Origin of the sequence: Serratia sp. ME47 (genome assembly GCF_903970925.1) — a bacterium.
Taxonomy (GTDB): domain Bacteria; phylum Pseudomonadota; class Gammaproteobacteria; order Enterobacterales; family Enterobacteriaceae; genus Serratia; species Serratia ureilytica.
Window position 1 is genome coordinate 264,218 of the sequence record NZ_CAJCKE010000004.1, and the last position, 14,071, is coordinate 278,288.

At 61.3% G+C, this 14,071-nt stretch carries 13 protein-coding genes; 10 read left to right on the forward strand and 3 right to left on the reverse strand.

Translation table 11 applies throughout. From position 1 onward, the window contains the following. Positions 1-52: 52 nt before the first annotated feature. From H7A77_RS06990 to H7A77_RS07000, 3 genes are read left to right on the forward strand one after another with little or no spacing between them, the layout of a single operon-like run. Entirely contained in the window at positions 53-1,669 is a 1,617-nt protein-coding gene (locus H7A77_RS06990) for an aldehyde dehydrogenase (NADP(+)) (protein ID WP_182073973.1), read from the forward strand. A 44-nt stretch (positions 1,670-1,713) separates the two neighbouring features. Then, the gene (locus H7A77_RS06995; RefSeq protein ID WP_182073974.1) at positions 1,714-3,279 is read left to right on the forward strand and encodes an APC family permease; all 1,566 of its coding nucleotides are present in this window, start codon (positions 1,714-1,716) and stop codon (positions 3,277-3,279) included. Between the two features lie 18 nt (positions 3,280-3,297). Beyond that, positions 3,298-4,311 (forward strand): Ldh family oxidoreductase, encoded by a 1,014-nt coding sequence (locus H7A77_RS07000; protein ID WP_033642625.1) that lies wholly within the window; start codon positions 3,298-3,300, stop codon positions 4,309-4,311. 46 nt (positions 4,312-4,357) lie between these two features. On the opposite strand, the gene H7A77_RS07005 is transcribed toward H7A77_RS07000, so the two are convergent. From H7A77_RS07005 to H7A77_RS07015, 3 genes are all read right to left on the reverse strand, one after another. Beyond that, entirely contained in the window at positions 4,358-5,038 is a 681-nt protein-coding gene (locus H7A77_RS07005; protein WP_033642624.1) for a hypothetical protein, read from the reverse strand. 177 nt (positions 5,039-5,215) lie between these two features. Further along, the gene (locus H7A77_RS07010) at positions 5,216-5,644 is read right to left on the reverse strand and encodes a universal stress protein (protein ID WP_033642623.1); all 429 of its coding nucleotides are present in this window, start codon (positions 5,642-5,644) and stop codon (positions 5,216-5,218) included. Between the two features lie 179 nt (positions 5,645-5,823). Continuing rightward, positions 5,824-6,540 carry an autoinducer binding domain-containing protein gene (locus tag H7A77_RS07015; RefSeq protein WP_182073975.1) on the reverse strand — a complete coding sequence of 239 codons (717 nt, stop codon included), beginning with the start codon at positions 6,538-6,540 and terminating at the stop codon, positions 5,824-5,826. Between the two features lie 347 nt (positions 6,541-6,887). Between H7A77_RS07015 and H7A77_RS07020 the strand changes: the two genes are divergently transcribed. The 7 genes from H7A77_RS07020 to H7A77_RS07050 all read left to right on the forward strand — a co-directional run bounded on the left by H7A77_RS07020 (position 6,888) and on the right by H7A77_RS07050 (position 13,992). Continuing rightward, positions 6,888-8,417 carry a 3-hydroxyacyl-CoA dehydrogenase NAD-binding domain-containing protein gene (locus tag H7A77_RS07020; protein WP_099782744.1) on the forward strand — a complete coding sequence of 510 codons (1,530 nt, stop codon included), beginning with the start codon at positions 6,888-6,890 and terminating at the stop codon, positions 8,415-8,417. Between the two features lie 9 nt (positions 8,418-8,426). Next, positions 8,427-9,638, forward strand: coding sequence for an acetyl-CoA C-acyltransferase (locus H7A77_RS07025; protein WP_147837868.1), 1,212 nt, complete (start codon positions 8,427-8,429; stop codon positions 9,636-9,638). 15 nt (positions 9,639-9,653) lie between these two features. Next, positions 9,654-10,865 carry a 5-aminolevulinate synthase gene (gene hemA, locus H7A77_RS07030; RefSeq protein ID WP_094141843.1) on the forward strand — a complete coding sequence of 404 codons (1,212 nt, stop codon included), beginning with the start codon at positions 9,654-9,656 and terminating at the stop codon, positions 10,863-10,865. Next, complete coding sequence (locus tag H7A77_RS07035; protein ID WP_033642618.1) at positions 10,862-12,034, forward strand: MFS transporter; 1,173 nt, start codon at positions 10,862-10,864, stop codon at positions 12,032-12,034. The genes hemA and H7A77_RS07035 overlap by 4 nt, the downstream gene beginning before the upstream one ends. Further along, positions 12,027-12,746 carry an enoyl-CoA hydratase-related protein gene (locus tag H7A77_RS07040; protein WP_033650705.1) on the forward strand — a complete coding sequence of 240 codons (720 nt, stop codon included), beginning with the start codon at positions 12,027-12,029 and terminating at the stop codon, positions 12,744-12,746. The genes H7A77_RS07035 and H7A77_RS07040 overlap by 8 nt, the downstream gene beginning before the upstream one ends. A 135-nt stretch (positions 12,747-12,881) precedes the next feature. After that, a complete protein-coding gene (locus H7A77_RS07045; protein WP_089191484.1) occupies positions 12,882-13,448 on the forward strand; it encodes a GNAT family N-acetyltransferase in 567 nt (188 codons plus the stop codon). Then, positions 13,432-13,992, forward strand: a complete 561-nt coding sequence (locus H7A77_RS07050; protein WP_033644247.1) for a hypothetical protein — start codon at positions 13,432-13,434, stop codon at positions 13,990-13,992. The genes H7A77_RS07045 and H7A77_RS07050 overlap by 17 nt, the downstream gene beginning before the upstream one ends. Positions 13,993-14,071: the final 79 nt, after the last annotated feature.

The following is a 14,071-nucleotide window of genomic DNA, read 5'->3' on the forward strand; positions in this document are numbered from 1 at the left end:
CCTTCACCGCCCGGCCACGCCGGGCGTCGCACTTTCTCTACCGGGGGGACCCATGCCCAACGCTCGCGATGCCGCCATCAGCGGCCAACAATTTATCGGCGGCCAGCGCCGTGCTACGGGAGAAGCGGCGCTGCTCAGCCTGCGCGCCGACGACGGTCAGCCGACCGGCTACCGCTTCCACCAGGCTACGGCGGCAGAAACCGCCGCCGCCGCCGAAGCCGCCGCGGCGGCCTTTGCTCCCTATTCGCAATGCAGCGCCGAACAACGCGCGAGTTTTCTCGACGCCATCGCCGAGGAGCTGGACGCGTTGGATGAGACCTTCTTCGCCTTCGCCATGCAGGAAACCGCCCTGCCGCCGGCGCGGTTAAGCGGCGAACGCGCCAGAACTAGCGGCCAGATGCGGCTGTTCGCCACGCTGCTGCGACGCGGCGACGTCGAGGGCGTGCGCATCGACTGCGCGTTGCCGCTGCGTTCTCCTCTGCCGCGTCCCGATCTGCGTCAATATCGCACGGCGCTCGGTCCGGTGGCGGTGTTCGGCGCCAGCAACTTTCCGCTGGCGTTTTCCACCGCGGGCGGTGATACCGCCGCCGCGCTCGCCGCCGGCTGCCCGGTCGTGTTCAAGGCACACAGCGGCCATATGATCACCGCCGAGCTGACCGCTCAGGCGATCGAGCGCGCAAGGGAACGTATGGGCATGCCCGCCGGCGTCTTCAACATGATCTTCGGCAACCGTGTCGGAGCCGAGCTGGTGCAGCATCCGGCGATTCAGGCCGTGGGGTTTACCGGCTCACTGCAAGGCGGCCGGGCGCTGTTCGATCTGGCCGCACAGCGTCCCCAGCCGATCCCGGTCTTCGCCGAGATGTCGAGCATTAACCCGGTCGTGATCCTGCCACAGGCGTTGGCTCGGCGCGGGCAGCACATCGCGCAGGAACTGGTCTCCTCCTTCACACTCGGCTGTGGCCAGTTTTGCACCAAGCCCGGCGTGATCGTCGCGCTGCGCGGCGTCGCCTTCGAACGGTTGGCCGCGACGATGAGCGCATTGGTCGACGCCGCCCCCCCACAGCCGATGCTGAATGCCGGCACGCTGGAGCACTACCGGCGCGGGCTGGTCGCGCTCGATGCCCATCCGCACATACGGCATCTGGCGGGGGGGCGCGAGATTCTGCCCCACCGGGCAGCGGCGCAGCTTTATCAGGCGGAGGAAACATTGCTGCTGCAGGCCGATCCGCTGCTGCAAACAGAGGTCTTCGGCCCGGCCAGCGTGCTGGTGGCGGTAGATAACGAAGCGCAGCTGCATGCGGCGCTGGCGGCGTTGCAAGGCCAGCTGACCGTCACGCTGCTGGCGGAAGACGGCGATCTCGATATGGCCGCCGGGCTGACGGCATTGCTGACGCGCAAAGCCGGCCGGGTGCTGTTCAACGGGTATCCAACCGGGGTAGAGGTGTGCGACGCCATGGTGCACGGGGGCCCTTATCCGGCGACCAGCGACGCACGCGGCACCTCGGTAGGCACGCTGGCCATCGAGCGTTTCCTGCGGCCGGTCTGCCTGCAAAACACCCCAGCGGCGCTGCTGCCGCCGCCGCTGCAGGACGCCAACCCGCTCAACCTGCTGCGGCTGGTGAACGGCGTTTACACCCGAGATCCCATAGTTTCACCTGCCCAACATTAGCCCGGCCGCATCTGCCTGCCACTCAATAACAAAAGGGTAATACCATGACAACCCAAGGCAAATTCAAGAAGCAGCTTACGCTCACCGATCTGACGTTCATCGGTCTGGGCGCCATATTCGGCTCAGGCTGGCTGTTCGCCGCCAGCCATGTCTCCTCCATCGCCGGCCCCGCCGGCATCTATTCCTGGCTGATCGGCGGCCTGGCGGTGCTGCTGCTGGGCATCGTCTACTGCGAGCTGGGCGCCGCCCTGCCGCGCGCCGGCGGCATCATTCGCTATCCGGTGTTCTCGCACGGCGAATTGATGGGCTATCTGCTGGGGTTTATCACGCTGATCGCCTTCTCCAGCCTGATCGCTATCGAGGTCGTCGCCGCCCGTCAGTACGCCGCCGCCTGGTTCCCGCTCCTCAGCCAGCCGGGTTCCGGCGATCCGACAGCGCTCGGCTGGCTGGTGCAGTTGGCGCTGCTGTGCTTTTTCTTCGCGCTCAACTACTACAGCGTCAAAACCTTCGCCAAATCCAATAATCTCATCAGCGTGCTGAAGTTTCTGGTGCCGCTGTTGGTGATCGTGGTGCTGTTCAGCTTTTTCAAACCGGAAAACCTGCACAGCCAGGGCTTTGCCCCCTTCGGCTCCGCTGGGGTTGAAGCCGCCATTTCCGCCGGCGGCATCATCTTCGCCTACCTCGGCCTGACGCCGATCATTTCGGTCGCCAGCGAGGTGCAAAAACCGCAGCGCACCATTCCCATCGCGCTGATCCTGTCGGTAGTGCTGTCCACCATCATCTATGTGCTGCTGCAGATAGCGTTTCTCGGCAGTATCCCCAGCGAGATGCTGATCTGCGGCTGGGCCGGCATCAGCCAACAGTTTTCCCTGCCTTTCCGCGATATCGCCATCACGCTCGGCATGGGATGGCTGGCGTTTCTGGTGGTCAGCGACGCGATCGTTTCGCCCAGCGGCACCGGCAACATCTACATGAACGCCACGCCTCGCGTGATCTACGGGTGGGCGCGCGCTGGCACCTTCTTCAAACTGTTCACCCGGGTGGATGGTGAATCCGGTATCCCGCGCCCGGCGTTGTGGCTCACCTTCGCCCTCTCGGTCTTCTGGACGCTGCCGTTCCCATCGTGGGAAAAGCTGATCGGCGTGGTGTCCGCCGCGCTGGTGCTGAGTTACGCCATCGCCCCGGTCACCGCCGCCGGGCTGCGGCGTAATGCGCCCGATATGCCGCGTCCGTTCCGGGTGCGCGGTTTCTGCGTGCTCGGCCCGCTGTCATTTATCATTTCGGCGCTGATCGTCTTCTGGTCCGGCTGGGACACCGTCTCCTGGCTGCTCGGCTTGCAGATACTGATGTTCTTCATCTACATCCTGTTCAAGAATCAGGTGCCGACCCACGCCGTTAGCCTCAGGCAGCAAATTTGGTCCTCGCTGTGGCTAATCGTCTTCTATGCGCTGACGATCGCGCTTTCCTACCTCAGCAGTTTCGGCGGCATTGGCGCTATTGCTCATCCGTGGGACACCCTCACCATGGCGGTGATTGCGCTGGCGATTTACTACTGGGGCGCCTATACCTGTTTACCCCAGGCCAATTTTATCGGCGATGAAGAAGAATGACCCAGGGAGGACATCGAAATGACAACCATGCACGTTTTGTCGCTGGAACACGCTTATCAACTGGCGCTACGCGCACTGCGCTGCAACGGCTTCAATCAGGCGCATGCCGAGACAGTGGCGCAAAATGTCATTCAGGGCGAGCGCGACGGCTGTGCTTCGCACGGGTTGTACCGGCTGTTGGGCTGCGTCCGCTCATTACGGGCGGGCAAAGTCTCTGCCGATGCGAAACCCAGGCTCTTCGACCAGGCGCCGGCCATCTTGCGCGCCGATGCCGGCGGCGCCTTTTCCCTGCTCGCCTACCGCACCGCTCTGCCGGCCTTTATCGATAAGGTGCGCGCCAACGGCATCGCCGCCCTGGCGATCAACCGCTGCGTGCATTTCTCCGCGCTGTGGGCCGACATCGAACCGCTGACCGAACAGGGTTTAGTGGCCTTAGCCTGCACGCCCAGCCACGCCTGGGTGACGCCGGCCGGCGGCTCACGCCCGCTATTCGGCACCAACCCCATCGCCTTCGGCTGGCCGCGCCCGGCTCGGCCGCCGTTTTTGTTCGACATGGCCACCAGCGCGGCGGCGCGCGGCGAAATCGAATTGCATCGCCGCGCCGGCACCCCGCTGCCGGAAGGCTGGGGCATTGATAAGGCAGGCAACCCCTCCACCGACGCCGCCAGCGTGTTGGAGGGTGCGATGCTGACTTTCGGCGGCCATAAAGGCTCGGCGCTGGCGGCCATGGTTGAATTGTTGGCTGGGCCGCTGATCGGCGACATGACCAGCAAAGAATCGCTGGCCTATGACGACGGCACGGGTTCATCGCCCTACGGCGGTGAACTGATCATCGCGTTGGATCCCGAGCGTTTTCTCGGCGCGGATAAGGAGCGGTATTTCGCCAGCGCGGAGGCGATGTTTGCCGACATGCAAGCGCAAGGCGCCCGCATTCCCGGCGAGCGGCGCTATCGGCAACGACGCCACAGCGAACAATACGGCGTGGAAATCCCCAGGACGCTGTACGACGAGATAGCGGCGCTGTGCGATTAGCGCCGAATTGATGCCCCCGCGCCGCCAATCCGGCGCGGGGCGAAGTTTAGCCTGCCTGAGCCAAGTCGCTGTGCAGGCGCTTGCGCCACACGGGTTTGCTGTCCCATTGGGCGAAATGTTTCGCCTCTTTACCAGGTTGCACTTTGTGCCACATGCCCTCTTGCCACCGGATCGGTTCCTTTCCGCGCAACGTTGGGCGGGTCTGTTTAATCGTTCGTTGCAAGACGCTCGCTTCTTCCGCAGTAATGTTCGGCGCCTGTCTGGCGGCGTCCAGCGCGCGGCTTCCCAGCGGTGCCATCACCTGATACAACACTTTGACCTGCTGTAGCGTCGCTTGCTGATTCGTGCTCATGCCTTTGCCGGACCAGTCGTCGAAATTTTCACCGGGATCGTCACCCTGCGCGCGATATTCGTTACCCGGACCCTCGACGATATTCCAGCCTTGCCAGGTCACCAGGGTATGTAACCCATCGCGATCCTGCAGATTTTCATTCTTGATCTGTTTGAGCACCTCGGCGCGGTTAGGCACACCGATCAGATTCATAAACTCGTCGAGCGCGTTCCAGTGCTCGCCAGCCACCAGACCATTCCAGACATTGCGTAAACAGTTCCAGGGGATGGTGTGATGCCAGGTCAGCGTGATAAGCGGTTTGGTTGGCGTATGTTGCCAATGGCTCGGTTCACTGCCTCGATCGCCTCTGATGATCCCATCGACTTCTAATGGCATGGCTGCCCCTCTTCTGGCTGAAATAAAGAATATGCGCAAGGCCGCTGGCCCAGTCGGCATAAAAAACGTCAGCTAAAATCGTAGCAGCTCAGGCTGAGATGGCAATAAAGCAGCCTGCGTTCTGCGGCCGACCGGCGACCGCAGAACGCGCATGAAAACGGCGGGCTTAAAGGAGGATTATCGGACCACCATCACCGATATATTGGCATGGCGAACGATGGCGGCGGCGTTGGAGCCCAACAGATAAGTTTTCACGCTCGGGCGACGCGAACCGATGATGATCAGATCGGCGTCGATCTCTTCCGCCAGTTCCAGCGCCTGATCGCGCGCAGAGCCAAAGCTGACGGTGTAATTGAGGCGATCTAACGGCAGATCGATTTCCGACATGATTTTCTTCAGCTTCTCCACCGCCTTCACTTCCGCCTGATTCTCAAACTCCTTGAGACCGAACGAATAGGCAGTAACAAAAGCCGAGGCATCCGGCAGCGCATGGAAAAAATGCACTTTAGCGCCGGACATCTTCGCCAAATATTCCACATGCTTCAGCGCATGCTCGGTCAACAGATCCTCTTCAATATCTATCGGCACTAAAATAGTCTTGTACATATCACATCCTTTCTATGTAAACCGGGTGCCTACAGAGTACTGCCGCGCACGGGCGCGGTGAACCGCTTTATCACGCTTTTGTGATCGGAGGTAAATACTGATAAGGACAATGCTTAATTTAACAAAATATAAACATCGCGCCGCTAACTGATAGGCGATTAATTATTTATTTCTCGCAATTAAATCAGCTGTAAATAAACGGCTTTGGCAGTGGCTGCGGTCTTATTGGCGACCGAAAGTTTTTTAATCGAGTTACCGATATGGAAATTGATCGTACGTTCACTCACCCCCATCAGCAGCGCGATCTCTTCCGCCGTTTTGCCTTCGCTGCACCAGCGCAAGATATCTTTCTCGCGCAGCGTCAGCACATCTTTTATCGCTTCGTCGTTCACCGATATCAACGCTTCACGCAGCGTTTTGTGGGCGGTTTGCGCCAGCCAAAGGAAAAAGAGTTCATTCACCGCGCCGGCCTGCGGCGTTTGCTGCGGCAGCGTCTTGCCGGCAAAAGTCAGGATCCCCAGGCGGCCATAGCAATCCCTGACCGACTGCGACCACCCGGTGTGCAGACCAAACTGCGACATGCGCTGCCAAAGCGCCGGCCGCTCGTGATAAAAACTTTCGTCCCACTGGAATTGCAACGTGGAATGGTGAGCTCGCTCGATGACAGGATCCTGCAAATACGCCCGCTGCCGCCGATAATCCTCGAGATAGCGCGCTGGAAACGTTCCTTCAACCCGCATTTTTGGCCGGCTCGCCGGGTAACAGGAAAAAACGATGTAGGAGAAATAATCAAAACCCAGCGCCTCGACGCAGCGCCCCAGTTGGGTCAGAAAACGTTCGCGATCGGTCAAACTGCCAATCACCTCCGCCATGAGCCGTTGAGTGCGGGTATCCATAACGCAGGTTCTCCAAATAGCGATGTCGATTTATCGATAGGTCAGACTCACTATAGGATATCGCCGCCCGGCGCCAATAGTCGTGTCATATAATAAAAAATACGAACGCTATAACGAAAAAAGCTATTCCCCGGTTTATTTCCCTCAGAATAAGCCTTTTTATTGGGCTGAGCCGCAAAACTACGCGAATAGCATAACCCCGTCTGCAGGTAAACCTGTCATTTCTACCGTTAGACAGCCAAGACACCGCCAATTACTTTCCTCACAGGCACCCGGTGCCGCCGTAAATCCAAAGAGATAATAAGCATTTGCGAATTTCGCATGGCATACAGTGACGGGGATTTTCTATGGCAGAAAGTAATGCGGCAATTCAATCGGCTGCGATTATCGGCGCGGGAACGATGGGCAGAGGCATCGCTTATCTTTTGGCGCAAAAAAGCATTCGTACGGTGCTTTATAATCGCAACGGCAATACCCTCAATCAAGCTCGCGACGCTATCGTGCAAGATCTGAACAAAAAGGTGGAACAGGGCAAGCTCGCGCTGCAGGACAAAGACGCGGTGCTGGCTAATCTGACGTTCTCCGCGGAATTTGGGGCCATCGCCGACAGCGATCTGGTGATCGAAACCATCGCAGAGCATGAGCAAGCCAAACTCGAGGTGCTGGCGGCCATCGCCGCGACGGTCAAGCCCGACACGCTGATCGCCACCAATACCTCCTCACTGTCGCTTAATAAGCTGGCGACGGCGGTGACGCACAGCGAACGCTTTATCGGTTTGCACTTTTTTAACCCCGCGCCGCTGATGAAGCTGATTGAAATCATTCCGGCCTATTTTACCGCACAGGTCACCACCGAACGTTGCCGTCAACTGGTGGCGGCGTTAGGGAAACGCGATGTCGTCTGTCAGGCCACGCCGGGATTTATCGTCAACCGTATGGCCCGCCCCTACTATCTGGAAGGGTTCCGCCTGTTGGAAGAACACGTGGCGCGTGCGCCGCAGATCGACCGCGCCCTCAAAGCCGGCGGACACTTTCGCATGGGGCCGCTCGAGCTGACCGATTTTATCGGCCAGGACATCAACTATCAGGTCAGTCGGCAAATTTGGCAGGACATGCAGTACGATCCGCGCTATACCCCGGGCCATCTGCAGCGCTCGCTGGTCGATGCCGGTCTGTTGGGCAAAAAGAACGGCCGCTCCTATTTTTCCGCCGAAGAATCTCCCCCGCCGCTTGCGGCCGCCGTCGATGCGGAGGTCGAGACGCTACGCATTTACGGTGAACATCCTCTCTTTACCCTGCTACAGCAGCGGGCCGCCCTGCAATGGCCGCGGCTGCGCGTTGAACAACGGCCGACATTACCGGGCCTGGGCGCCGCCATTCAGGTCAATGACGCTTTCACCGTCAGCGTTACCGATGGCCGCACGGCAAACCAGCTTGCCGAACAGACCGCGGCGGACGCCTTTGTCGTCGATGTCGCCCTGAACTACGGCGATACGGCGTACCTGGTGGCGGCGCATAGCCGCCACGCCTCTGCGGCCAATAAGGCGCTGTTTTTACGCCTGCTGCACACCGCGATCCCGCAGGTGGAATTTATCAAGGATTCCCCGGCCTTGATCGTCGCCCGCGTGCTCAGCAGCCTGATCAACGAGTCGGTGATCATGGTGGAAAGCGGCGTCTGCAGCCGGGAAGACATTGATGTCGCCGCCGTCGCCGGCGTGAACTACGCCGACGGTATTTTCGGCTGGCTCACTCGCCTCGGGGAGGAAAATGTCAGGACGACGCTGAGCAACCTGGCGCAATTGCTGCACGCGGCGCGCTATGCGCCGCATTACACCCTTCTGCACGCCGCCCAACCGGCGCTGACCACCACGCCTTAAGGATCCATGATGAGCATTAAAGATGACGGTGTTTATCTGATCGACGGCACGCGCACGGCGATCGGCGCCTATGGCGGCAGCCTGGCGCATACCCGCCCCGATGATATGGCGGCGACGATTATTCTCAGCCTGCTTCAGCGCCATCCGGCGGCGCAGCAGGATCTGGATGAAGTGGTGCTGGGCTGCGCCAACCAGTCCGGCGAAGACAACCGCAACGTCGCCCGCATGGCGACGCTGCTTTCCGGGTTGGATCAGTCGGTGCCGGCCATCACCCTCAACCGCCTTTGCGCCTCCGGGTTGGATACGGTGATCTACGCCGCGGCGAAAATCCGCAGCGGCCTCAGCGAACTGATTCTGGCCGGCGGCGTGGAAAGCATGAGCCGCGCGCCCTATGTGCTGAGCAAGGGCGAAACGCCGTTCGACAAGGGGGTAAAGCTGTACGACACCACGCTGGGATGGCGCTTTGTCAACCCGCGCCTGGCGGAACGTTACGGCAGCGATCCGCTGGGCATCACGGCGGAAAACGTGGCCCAACAGCAGGGTATCTCGCGCGAGGAACAGGATCTGTTCGCGTTGGGCTCGCAGCAAAAAGCCCGCCGGGCGATCGACAGTGGTCGATTGGCGCGGGAAATCACACCCGTGGATGTGCCGGCGGATCGTAAAACCACCCGCATATTCGCACAGGACGAATTCCCCCGGCTCAGCACGCTGCAGCAGTTGCAGGCGCTAAAACCGGCCTTCGCCGCCGGTGGTTCGGTCACCGCCGGCAACGCTTCCGGCATCAATGACGGCGCCGCCGCGCTGCTGCTGGCCTCCGGACGCTACGTGAAACGCCAGGGCTGGCAACCGCTGGCGGAGATCGGCGACAGCGCGGCCGCCGGCGTCGCGCCGGCGCTGATGGGGCTGGGGCCGATCGCTTCCACCGAGCGCTTACTGCAGCGCGGCGGGTTCACCTTGAACGACTTCGACATCATTGAGATTAACGAAGCCTTCGCCGCGCAGGTTCTGGCGGCGCTGAAACACTGGCGCATCGACGCCAGCGACGCGCGCGTCAACCCAAACGGCGGCGCCATCGCGCTCGGCCATCCGCTGGGAATGTCCGGCGCGCGCCTGGTGCTGTCGGCGGCGCTGGAATTACGCGATCGGCAGGCCGGCAACGCATTGGTCACAATGTGCGTCGGCGTCGGTCAGGGCCTGTCATTAAACCTTAAAGCCGTTTAACACAAGGAACATGCTATGAGCGTACTGAACATTCTTGAAGAAAAGTTGGCGGAAACCAAAAAGCAGGGGCGTTTTCGCGAGTTCCTCAACCTTGAACGCGGCGTGCAGGACAAACCCTGGGCCACCAGCCACGGGCAGCAAGGCGAGCGCCGTCTCAACGTCTGGTGCTCAAACGACTATCTGGCCATGAGCCACCACCCCAAAGTGCTGCTGGCCACCACCGACGCGGTTAACCGAGTCGGGTTAGGCACCTGCGGCGCCCGCAGCATTTCCGGCACCTCGGTCTATCACACTGAACTGGAAACGCTGCTGGCCAGCGCCTACGGCAAAGAGTCGGCGCTGCTGTTCACCACCGGCTTCGGCGCCAACGACGCCACCTTGTCCACCCTGTGCGACGCCATTCCCGATCTGATCGTGTTCTCTGACGAACTGAATCACGCCTCGATGATTTACGGGATTCGCTACAGCAAGGCGGAGAAAAAAATCTTCCGCCATAACGACGTGGCGCACCTCGCCGAGCTGCTGCAGGCCGCCGATCCGGCGCGGCCAAAGCTGATCGCCTTTGAGTCGCTGTATTCCATGGACGGTGACTTTGCTCCTCTGGCGCAGATTGTGGCGCTGGCAGAACAGTATCAGGCGCTGACCTATCTCGACGAAATTCATTCGGCCGGCGTGTATGGCGAACGGGGGCTGGGCTATGCCGAACAGCTGGGCCTGTTGGATAAAATCACCATTATCCAGGGCGGGTTCGGCAAGTCTTACGGTGCGGCGGGCGGCTATATCGCCGCGCCCCGTTCGGTGGTGGAAGCCGTGCGCAGCTGGGCGCCGGCATTCGTCTTCAGCACCTCGTCGCCGGCGCCGGTGGTGGCCGCCGCGTTGGCCAGCTTTAAATACAACCTCGAGCACGACACCCAACGCAAGCACCTGCTGGCGATCGTCGATCACCTGAAGACCGGCCTGCGCGCCGCCGGCATCCCGCTGGTGTCGGCAGACAGCCATATCCTGCCGCTGCTGGTCGGCGATCCCCATCGCAACAAACACATCAGCAAAGTGCTGCTCGATGAGCACGACATTTACGTGCAACCGGTCAATGCCCCGACGGTGCCTGCAGGCAGCGAGCGGCTGCGGGTGACGCCGACCTCGGCGCATTCCCATGCCGACGTGGAGACCTTCCTGGCGGCGTTGAGCCGGGTCTGGGCGGTAAACGATCTGCGGAGGGCGGGATGAAGTTAGCGGATTATAACGGCCATCTGGTCACGCTGTGTCTGATGGCGACCGGCACCTTCGCCATCGGCACCGACGCCTTTATCGTCGCCGGCGTGCTCAGCGACATTTCCGCGACATTTGCCGTCAGCCCCGCGCAAGCGGGGCAGTTGATATCGGTATTCGCGCTGGCCTACATGCTGTTTGCGCCTCTGACCGCCTGGCTGCTGGGCAACGTCAACCGCAAGCACATCCTGCAGTTGGCGCTGGTCCTGTTCATCGCCGGCAACCTGGCCTGCGCCTGGGCCACCAGCTATCTGCAGATATCGTTCGGCCGAGTGCTGGCGGCATTGGGCGCGGCCTGTTACACCCCGCAGGCCGCCGCCGCCGCGGTGGGGCTGGTGGCGGAAAAACGCCGCGGCCTGGCTATTTCCATCGTCTATGGCGGCATGACGCTGGCCATCGCGCTCGGCATTCCGTTCGGCACCTTTCTGGCCAAACTGATCGGCTGGCGCGACATCTTTCTGTTCATCGCCCTGCTGGGGGCGGTGGCGCTGCTCGGCCTGTCGCTGGCGCTGCGCGCCATTGCGGCGCCGGGCAAACATTCGTTGAAAGAACGGCTCGCCCCACTGCGGCAAAAGGCGGTGCTGACCACGCTGCTGATCACCTTTTTCGCCGTGTGCTCGGAGCACATTGTTTACAGCTACGTCAGCGTGCTGTTGAAAGACACCCAGTTCGGCCCGGAAGCCATTCTGCCTTTGGCGCTGCTGGTGTTCGGCATTGGCGCGGTGATCGGCAATTTTGCCTCCGGCGCGCTGACCGACGCCCTGGGCAGCAAATTCGTGCTGCTGTTTTCGGTGGCGATCCAGACGCTGTCCCTGTTCCTGCTGGCCTTTTACGTCACCTCGCCGTGGTGGGTATTGGCCATCTTTCTTATCTGGGGCATTACCGGCTGGATGTATCTGGTGCCGATCCAACATCACCTGTTGTCGCTGTCGAAGCGTTTTGGGGCGCTGACCGTGTCGCTCAACAGCTCGGTGCTGTACGCCGGCATCGCGGCGGGCGGCATGCTGGGCGGCCTGACGCTCTACGCGTTGCCGGCCCACTATTTGCCGCTGTTTTCGCTGCCGCTCGGCGCCATCGCCCTGCTGCTGACGCTGATCTTTTTCCGCGGGGAGGCCAGCGATGAGTGAATCACCGCCGGTGCTTTACGAACGTTATGGCGCGCAGGTTGCGGTCATCACCCTCAATCGGCCGGAGAAAAAGAACGCCATCAACCTGCAGATGGCCGAGTTGATCCGCAGTTACCTGCGGCAGGCGGATAATGACGATACGATACGCGCGATCGTCCTGGCCGGTCAGCCGGCGGTATTTTCCGCCGGCATGGATGTCAACGCGTTCCGACAGGGCGAACTGCCCATCGTCACGCCGGAGGGATTCGGGGGGCTGATCCATGCGCAGATCGCCAAGGTGATCATCGCCGCCGTTGACGGCATCGCTTACGGGGGCGGCTTTGAGCTCGCCCTGGCTTGCGATCTGATCGTCGCCGGCCAGAACGCGCGCTTCAGCTTCCCCGAAACCGGGCTCGGATTGGTCGCCGCGCAAGGCGGATGCGCGCGCTTGCCGGCGCGAGTTTCTCCCTATGTCGCCCTCGACTGGCTGCTGACCGGCAGAACCGTCGGTGCGCGGGAGGCCCTGTCACACGGCGCCATTTCCCGCATCAGCGAGGGCTCGGCCCGGGAAGAAGCGCTGCGCATCGCCGAGCAGATCGCCGGGAAGGATCTCGCCGCCAGCCTGGCCGTGAAGGCCATCGTGCGCCAGGGGCTGACGCAGCGCGAGGCGCCATCGTTCGATTTTCAGCAGGCGCCGGTCGAACGCCTGCGTCAGGCGGCCGCTCGTCGTTAACCCCTTTATTGCTTGCCGGCTTGCCTGAGCCGGCATTTCCCGCTGCGCCTCCCCGCCACAGCTCATTTTACGCAGCCCGCCTCTCGGCGCTGGGCTACACTGCCGGTAGCCCTCATGCGCTGATAAGGAAAAATAATGCGCCACTTGCCTCTGCTGACCCCCAGACTGATCTTGCGCCCGTTCACCGCCGACGATCTGCCCCACTTTACCGCCTACCGCAACCATCCTGACGTGGCGCGCTACCAGAGCTGGAGCGACTACAGCGCCGCACAGGCGCAGGCCTTTTTCGCACAGCAACAGCGGCTCGCGTTCAACCGTGATGACAGCTGGTTTCAACTGGCGGTCGAGCGCCGCGAGGACGGCGCGTTGCTGGGCGATGTCGCAGTGCATTTTTTCGATGAAGGGCGTCAGGCTGAACTGGGCGTGACCTTCGATCCGGTTCATCAGCGGCAAGGACAGGCGCGCGAGGCGCTAAGCGCCGTCATCGCCCTGCTGTTCGGGCCGCTGGCGAAACACCGCATTACCGCCGTGGTGGACGCGCGTAATCTTCGCGCCGCCGCGTTGTTCAGCAAGCTGGGCTTTCGCCGTGAGGCCTGTTGGCGGCAAAACGTGTTTTTCAAAGGCGCATGGGGTGATGAATTCGGTTTCGCCCTGCTGCATAGCGAATGGCGGGAGCATGAACAACATGACGCTGTTGAATAAATATCTTGGGCAATACCAGTTCTCTGAGCGGCATACGATCGTCATCACCGCGCCGCAATCGCGGGTGCTGGACGCCGTGGCCGCTTACGATCCCAAGCGCGATCGTTTTTTCCGCAGCATGATAGCGCTGCGCGAATTGCCCGCGCGGCTGATGCCACGCGATAAGCCTCGTCCTCCGCCGTTTGGCCTGCATAACTTTTGCCTGCTTGAGCAGGATGAAACCGCGTTGGTCTATGGCCTGATCGGCCGGTTTTGGCAGGCTGAATACGGTTTGGTGAAGGTCGCTGACGGGGCGGACTTTCAGGCCTTCGCTCAGCCCGGCGTCGCCAAACTGGCGCTGGGGTATGCCGCGAGCCCGCTGGAGGGCGGGCGCTGCCGCCTGGTAACGGAAACGCGCATCTTCTGCCCCGACAGCGCCAGCCGGCGGCGGTTTACCCCCTACTGGTATGCGATTCGCCTGGTGAGTGGGTTGATAAGACGCCGCATGCTGCGCGCCATTAAAACCGCCAGCGAAAAGCAGACGGCGAATCATTCACCAGATTGATTAATTTAAGAGCATTCCTAGAGAATGAAAATCATTATCAGCCTATTTTTTAATCACAACAAGATAGTGTTGAGAAGCC

Excerpts from the sequence above, each read along its gene's own strand:
- H7A77_RS07025 (WP_147837868.1), top strand. The coding sequence starts at position 8,427 with ATGAGCATTAAAGATGACGGTGTTTATCTGATCGACGGCACGCGCACG.
- H7A77_RS07005 (WP_033642624.1), bottom strand. The coding sequence starts at position 5,038 with ATGCCATTAGAAGTCGATGGGATCATCAGAGGCGATCGAGGCAGTGAA.
- H7A77_RS07000 (WP_033642625.1), top strand. The coding sequence starts at position 3,298 with ATGACAACCATGCACGTTTTGTCGCTGGAACACGCTTATCAACTGGCG.
- H7A77_RS07040 (WP_033650705.1), top strand. The coding sequence starts at position 12,027 with ATGAGTGAATCACCGCCGGTGCTTTACGAACGTTATGGCGCGCAGGTT.
- H7A77_RS07045 (WP_089191484.1), top strand. The coding sequence starts at position 12,882 with ATGCGCCACTTGCCTCTGCTGACCCCCAGACTGATCTTGCGCCCGTTC.
- H7A77_RS06990 (WP_182073973.1), top strand. The coding sequence starts at position 53 with ATGCCCAACGCTCGCGATGCCGCCATCAGCGGCCAACAATTTATCGGC.
- H7A77_RS07015 (WP_182073975.1), bottom strand. The coding sequence starts at position 6,540 with ATGGATACCCGCACTCAACGGCTCATGGCGGAGGTGATTGGCAGTTTG.
- H7A77_RS07010 (WP_033642623.1), bottom strand. The coding sequence starts at position 5,644 with ATGTACAAGACTATTTTAGTGCCGATAGATATTGAAGAGGATCTGTTG.
- H7A77_RS07020 (WP_099782744.1), top strand. The coding sequence starts at position 6,888 with ATGGCAGAAAGTAATGCGGCAATTCAATCGGCTGCGATTATCGGCGCG.
- H7A77_RS07035 (WP_033642618.1), top strand. The coding sequence starts at position 10,862 with ATGAAGTTAGCGGATTATAACGGCCATCTGGTCACGCTGTGTCTGATG.
- hemA (WP_094141843.1), top strand. The coding sequence starts at position 9,654 with ATGAGCGTACTGAACATTCTTGAAGAAAAGTTGGCGGAAACCAAAAAG.
- H7A77_RS06995 (WP_182073974.1), top strand. The coding sequence starts at position 1,714 with ATGACAACCCAAGGCAAATTCAAGAAGCAGCTTACGCTCACCGATCTG.
- H7A77_RS07050 (WP_033644247.1), top strand. The coding sequence starts at position 13,432 with ATGACGCTGTTGAATAAATATCTTGGGCAATACCAGTTCTCTGAGCGG.